Origin of the sequence: Acinetobacter sp. TR3 (assembly GCF_027105055.1) — a bacterium.
Taxonomy (GTDB): Bacteria; Pseudomonadota; Gammaproteobacteria; order Pseudomonadales; family Moraxellaceae; genus Acinetobacter.
Map to the genome: position 1 here is coordinate 1 of NZ_CP114269.1, position 6,312 is coordinate 6,312.

The 6,312-nt window shown below is 36.3% G+C and carries 8 protein-coding genes; 5 read left to right on the plus strand and 3 right to left on the minus strand.

Features of this window, described 5'->3' with window-relative positions:
• The 3 genes from O1449_RS16045 to dcm all read left to right on the plus strand — a co-directional run.
• A partial coding sequence (locus O1449_RS16045; RefSeq protein WP_269239850.1) for a MobA/MobL family protein occupies positions 1-585 on the plus strand: 585 nt, incomplete at its 5' end.
• Entirely contained in the window at positions 582-1,085 is a 504-nt protein-coding gene (locus O1449_RS16050) for a hypothetical protein (protein WP_269239852.1), read from the plus strand. The genes O1449_RS16045 and O1449_RS16050, both read left to right, overlap by 4 nt.
• 230 nt (positions 1,086-1,315) lie before the next feature.
• The gene (dcm, locus tag O1449_RS16055) at positions 1,316-2,602 is read left to right on the plus strand and encodes a DNA (cytosine-5-)-methyltransferase (protein WP_269239854.1); all 1,287 of its coding nucleotides are present in this window, start codon (positions 1,316-1,318) and stop codon (positions 2,600-2,602) included.
• Between the two features lie 2 nt (positions 2,603-2,604).
• Here dcm and O1449_RS16060 read toward each other — a convergent pair whose 3' ends face one another.
• On the minus strand, positions 2,605-3,387 hold the full coding sequence (locus O1449_RS16060) for an LlaMI family restriction endonuclease (RefSeq protein ID WP_269239856.1): 783 nt from the start codon (positions 3,385-3,387) through the stop codon (positions 2,605-2,607).
• A gap of 602 nt (positions 3,388-3,989) precedes the next feature.
• Between O1449_RS16060 and repM the strand changes: the two genes are divergently transcribed.
• Positions 3,990-4,985, plus strand: a complete 996-nt coding sequence (gene repM, locus O1449_RS16065; RefSeq protein WP_269239858.1) for a replication initiation protein RepM — start codon at positions 3,990-3,992, stop codon at positions 4,983-4,985.
• On the opposite strand, the gene O1449_RS16070 is transcribed toward repM, so the two are convergent.
• A complete protein-coding gene (locus O1449_RS16070) occupies positions 4,986-5,432 on the minus strand; it encodes a hypothetical protein (RefSeq protein WP_269239860.1) in 447 nt (148 codons plus the stop codon).
• A 10-nt stretch (positions 5,433-5,442) separates the two neighbouring features.
• On the minus strand, positions 5,443-5,739 hold the full coding sequence (locus O1449_RS16075) for a mobilization protein (RefSeq protein ID WP_269239862.1): 297 nt from the start codon (positions 5,737-5,739) through the stop codon (positions 5,443-5,445).
• Between the two features lie 186 nt (positions 5,740-5,925).
• On the opposite strand from O1449_RS16075, the gene O1449_RS16080 reads away from it, so the two are divergent.
• Positions 5,926-6,312, plus strand: a 387-nt coding sequence (locus tag O1449_RS16080; protein ID WP_269239863.1) for a MobA/MobL family protein, incomplete at its 3' end; no start/stop codon positions are given.

Consider the following 6,312-nt stretch of genomic DNA (forward strand, 5'->3'; position numbering starts at 1 on the left):
GATAAAAACCATCATGCCCATATCATGCTCACGACCCGAAAAGCTGAATTAGACCCTGACAATAATCTGATCCTGACCAGCAAAACCGATATTGAACTCAGCAACGCCAAACGCAAAAGCCTAAATATGGGTACAACCCAAGACGACATTAAACAAATTCGGGAAACATGGGCAGACTTAACCAATCACGCACTGGAGCGAGCAGGCTACCGAGAAAAAATAGACCACCGCAGCTATGCCGATCAGAACAATGGACTGCAAGCCACCATTCATGAGGGAACTTCGGTCACTCAACTCCGTAGACAAGGCATAGATACCGAAATCAGCCGTTATAACGACCATGTGAAGCAACACAACGCCAAACACCTCGAACAACAGCAACAGCGCACAAACAGCGTTTTACAGCATGGTTTAAACCGTGTCGATCAAGGCTTCGAGCAATGGCAGAAAAATCAAGAAGCCAAACGCCTAGAACAAGAACGCCAAGCCGAAATACAACGACAGCAAAAACTAGAGCAACAACAAGCCGAGCGAGCCAACCGTAAGGCATCACGAGATTTAGATAATGATGGATGGTCACGATGAATAACCAAAACGATGATTTAGACGATCAGTTATATATTCTATTGGCATCTATGAAAGAATATCGGGAAGCCATAGCAGACGATAACAAGCGATTAGAGGCTTTTTACAACCAAGTCGCTAACGGAGTGCTAGATAAAGCTGAAAAGTCGCTAGAAAACACAAATAAGAAGCATGTGGGCGCATTAAACAACAGTATTCAACATTTAAACCAAGTTACAGCTAAACTAAGTACCAAATTTATTCTGATTTTTGCCAGTACTTTTGTGGGTTTAGTTGTCGTATTGCTTTTGGCAATATTTTTATATGTGCCAAGCCTTGATGAAATTCAACAGCGCAGAGCAGATAAGAAAGCATTAGAACAGTATGCACTTCAAATGAAAGTTGAAGATGGGGAAACACTGGTCAGAATTATGACTAAAAAACCTTGTTATTCATTTCAGCCGAGTAACGTCAAAGAAAAAACCTATGACTGGTGTCAGATCGACCCTAAAAAATACTAGGTGATTGGTACTTTGCTCAGTTCTTACCATCACCAAACCTATGACAGCAGTCGCAAAGTTGCCCGACTTTGAAACATGGCTAAAGCCATATTTCAAAGCATCGAGCCATAAAAGTTTATCTTTCGAACCATTGATTAAAGATTCACGACAATATAGGTCGCTAGCATATTGCATTATTTTAAATCTTTGTTATCCTGGCTCAAAACAGGATAAGTAGGTTTATATTAGTCATGATTTCTCACACTTCATCTATGACAGATACAGCGAATTTCGTTAAAGAAAAAAGAATTCGTATGGGATTAACTCAATTGGAATTAGCTATTTTATTGGGGCTAAAAGAAAATGGGGAGCGAACGGTTAGAGGATGGGAACTAGCCGAACACAAACCAAGTAAAACAGCGATAAGTAAACTACTTTCTTTATCTGAACACACCCCTTTTAAAAATAAAAATATAAAACCATTGTTTACATTCATTGATCTATTCGCAGGAATAGGAGGTATTCGCCTCCCATTCCAGGAGCTAGGAGGTAAATGTGTATTTAGTTCTGAATGGGATAAATTTGCTCAAATTACCTATGCTTCAAATTATGGAGATGTTCCCAAAGGGGATATAACTCAAATATCTACTCAAGAAATTCCTGAACATGACATTCTCATAGGTGGATTTCCTTGCCAAGCCTTTTCCCAAGCGGGCTTAAAGAAAGGCTTTGAAGATACTAGAGGAACAATGTTTTTTGAAATACAACGAATATTGGCAGAAAAAAGACCTAAAGTTTTTTTATTAGAAAATGTAAAACAGTTAAAAGGTCATGATAAAGGGCAAACGCTACAAACAATGCTGAGAATCCTTACAGGTCAGAGTGATATGACAGGTTTGGATGATGTGCCTATGTCTGATGATGCAAGAAATGCTTTAAGTAGAAAGCTTAATTATTGGGTAGATTTTAAAGTCTTAAGAGCCGCAGACTTTGGTATTCCTCAAAATAGAGAAAGGATTTTTATTGTAGGCTTCGATAGAGATTATTTTGGTCAAGATATTGATTTTTCAAAAATATTTAAATTTCCAACGCCAACTTATGAAAAAACGAAATTAGGAGATATTCTTCAAACTCAGTCTGAATTAGATAAGATGATTGATACCTATACTATTTCAGATAATTTATGGCTAGGTCATCAAAGAAGAAAAGCCGAACATCAAAATAAAGGAAATGGCTTTGGATATTCTCTATTTAATTCAGAAAGCCCATATACCAATACTTTGAGCGCTAGGTATAACAAGGATGGTTCTGAAATACTAATAGATCAATCACATTTAGGGAAAAACCCTCGTAAACTTACACCTAGAGAGTGCGCACGACTACAAGGATTCCCTGAAGATTTTATTATTGATGCAGTTTCCAATGCTCAAATGTATAAGCAGTTTGGTAATTCAGTTTGTGTTACGGTCATCAGAGCTATTGCTCAAGAAATAGTTAGAGCTATAAAACTTACCGAAACAATTGAACTTGCATCTTAAAATTACGGATAAGATCTAACCAGTAATTTATCAATGGTCGTATTATTCGCACGCCACTGAGAATATGGGCGATTATTTCCCTGATACATTCCGCTATCAAAGAAAATATCGCCCGTTTTAACCATAGAAATCCACTGTTCAAACGAAATTGGATTACCAAAACCTATCTGATTGTAAACATGAGTTTTTTTATCTTTTTTACAAACAAACCATCCTTTTTGATTAAACTTATCATCAACTTTTTTCTGCATAGTGCTAGCGTACCATTCCGCTAATATTAAATTTTCAATTTGTAGGTCAGTAGGAACAATCGAGTGCTTATTTTCTCTTGTATCATTCATAAAAGAGTAAGTTATTAGGATATTATTATCTTGATCGACTGTCAGAATAGTTCCATGAGTTGAATATTCATTGATTTTAGGGATAGGTTCGCCCGACCAAGAAAATCTACCTTGTTTCTTTTCATTAGCTTTTCCGAAAACAGGAAGAAAAAATTTATCTCGTCTTTGAACTCTTTTTAAATTTTCATTATTTGGAAAAATTTCTTCATTATCAAAAAGATAATAATCAGCAGACCAGTCACCAAATGAAATTTTGCTACTAGTACCATCTTTCATTTCATAGCCTAATAAATCGGGAGCTGTATTTCGATTTCTCTTAACGCCCATTTGAGTTTCAAGCCAATGCCCTTTTTTACCATCATGAGCTTGATTTAGATCGGAAGTATTAGCTGTCTTTCCAAAAACGTTAGCCATAAACAAATCTACAATTTTTTGTTCACTCATTGATCAACCTATTGTTTTACAAAAACAAAGATTATGCAGTTATTATAATAATAGACAAATTTTAAATTAGAAATTTCAGACTTTAAGAGCCGAGCGAGTGTCTACGAGCGATTGAGCATCATAAAAATTCCGCCCTTGCCTTTTCTCTGATTACAAGCTCCCTTTCGATTTTAAACGGTAGGTACAGAGCATCCCGAATGGGTGCGAACTTTGGAGCTTTTGCTTTTCAAAAGGTATGAGCAAAGCGAATACATTATCAATGCTTTTGCTTTTAGATTTCACAAATAGTATTAACCAAAAACTGCCCCACGAAGCGAGGAACGAGCTTCAATAGAGTACGAGCTTTAGCGAGTACATAGGGCAGTTTTAAGCACTCCCCTCTTTTTAATAATTTTAATAATTTTATAATTTTAGACTGTTTATTCATATTAATAATCAATAACTTGTATTGCTATATCTATACGTTTATGCAGTCTTATCTATACGTTTATGCAGTCTTATCTATACGTTTATGCAGTCTTATCTATACGTTTATGCAGTATTGCTATACATATTTAATCAATGTAATATAATTACACCTAAAAAGAATGTATGTATAAAAAATGGCAAATGATTTAGTCGTTAAGAATAATGCGTTAATTGATGCAAGTTATACCTTGAGTCTAGTAGAGCAACGCTTAATAGGGTTGGCTTTAGTGAAAGCCAATAATCAGCATCAGGAAATCACTAGTGATACAGTTCTCACCATACATGCAGGGGAATATGCTGAACAATTCAAGGTTGATGGTTCAGTAGCTTATCGAGCATTAAAAGAAGCATCAGAACGATTGTTTTTACGCTATTTCTCATACACCTTATATGGCTTGGAGTTTGGTAAGGAATACACCCTTAAACGTCCCAAAAAGCTAAGAGATTGCGATATACCAACCGTTATGAAATCACGATGGGTACAAAAGATCGGTTATACAGAATCAGAGGGGTTATTACACTTCCAACTTACCAGTGATGTTGTCCTCTTGGTTGCTAATTCAAAAGAATATTTCACAAGCTATTACTTATCACAAACTACCGACTTTACCAGTACCTATGCTACTCGATTGTTTGAACTTCTAATGAAATGGAAAAATGTAGGACATATTCCATTTATTGAAATAGAACAATTACGAGGACAATTAGGTGTAGAACCTAAGCAATATAAAATAATTTCTAACTTTAAGTTGCGAGTCCTAGATGTCGCAGTGGAGCAAGTGAATCAACATTCAGACTATACGATTAAATACGAGCAACATAAGCAAGGGCGGACAATTACAGGTTTTTCATTCAAATTTAAGCCTAAATCAACAAAACAGATAAGTTCAAAACAAGACCCGAAGACCCCTGATTTTTTCATCAAAATGACAGATGCTCAACGACACTTATTCGCTAATAAAATGTCTGAAATGCCAGAAATGGGAAAATATTCACAAGGCACTGAAAGCTATCAACAATTTGCTATCCGTATCGCAGATATGCTGTTAGAGCCTGAAAAATTTAGAGAACTTTATCCACTCTTAGAAAAAGCAGGGTTTCAGGCAGGATCAGAGAACAAGTCTATTTAATTAGAGTTTTGAGGTATCTAAAGGAATATTTATCAGCTCATTAGTGCACTTAAAATTGTATTTTTGGACGTTCTTAAATACCTCCTCTCTAAGCTCAAGTGTATTTTGATTAATAGACTTAATCTCTGGAACAGAGGCTAAATGAGAGTATCTAGATTGAAAATCTATAAGATCATCCATCATGTATAATTTATTACATTGTAAATCATTAAGCTCTTGCTTTGTATAACCATTTTTATCTTTATAAGATATTCCTGCTTCGTTATACCGATCCATAAAATTAAATGATTCTTTCACCCTCTTTACGTATGTTCTAATTTCATCCTCAGTGGTAATTTTTTGAGGTGTTGAGCTATTCATCAAATCATTTAACCTATCCATTGGATGCTGGGCATAGGTGATAGGAGATAAAAAGAAAAGGAATGCAATCAAGGTACTAAATTTCATAATCTTCAACTTAATTATTCGTTGTTTCGTTCACCAGGGTTAAACCAAAAAGTATTCTATCCCGATCCTCTATTAAATAATCATTAAGTTCAGCGAGTATTTTTTCTTTGTTGGCTTCATTGGATTGCATTTTTTTAATCAAGTAAGAACCAAGTAAGATTTTACGCCGAGTATCATCCTTGCGTTCTTGCTCTTTCTGCTTTGTTCTTTCTCTTGCTTCAATAGCCTGTTTCTGAGCTTTTAACTGTTTCAGCTTCTCCAACTGGGCTTCAATTTTCTTTTCAATATTTTCAGTTGATTTTGTCATAACGGTTAATTTCGGGATATAGAAAACCACTCAAGCATAAGGCTCTATGAATTGGAATTCAAGCGAGCTATATGCTATCGTGTTTTTCATGAAATGCGCACTTACGACTTGAATTTCATTCAAGTCATCATTGCGTAAGGGGAAGCCCCTTAACCCCAAAAGCAAAGGCAAAAGCAGAGAAAGCACATGGCGATTTATCATTGCTCGACTAAAACGGTCAATCGAAGTTCGGGGCGAACTGCGGTTGCATCCAGTGCTTACCGTTCAGGGGAAAAACTCAAAGATGAACGCACAGGACTGACGCATGACTTTACGAGAAAAGACGGTATCGCCCATAGCGAAATTGTATCTAACCTCGATATCGAAATAGATCGTGGTGAACTATGGAATTTAGCGGAACAGTCCGAAAACCGAAAAGATGCTCGAACCGCTAGAGAATGGGTGATTGCTCTACCTGATGAACTGGATGCAGATCAGCGCAAGGACTTGGCAAAAGAGTTTGCTCAATCGCTTGTTGATCGTTATGGCGTGATTGCAGATATTGCCATTCATGCACCGAGCAAAGGCGGAAAT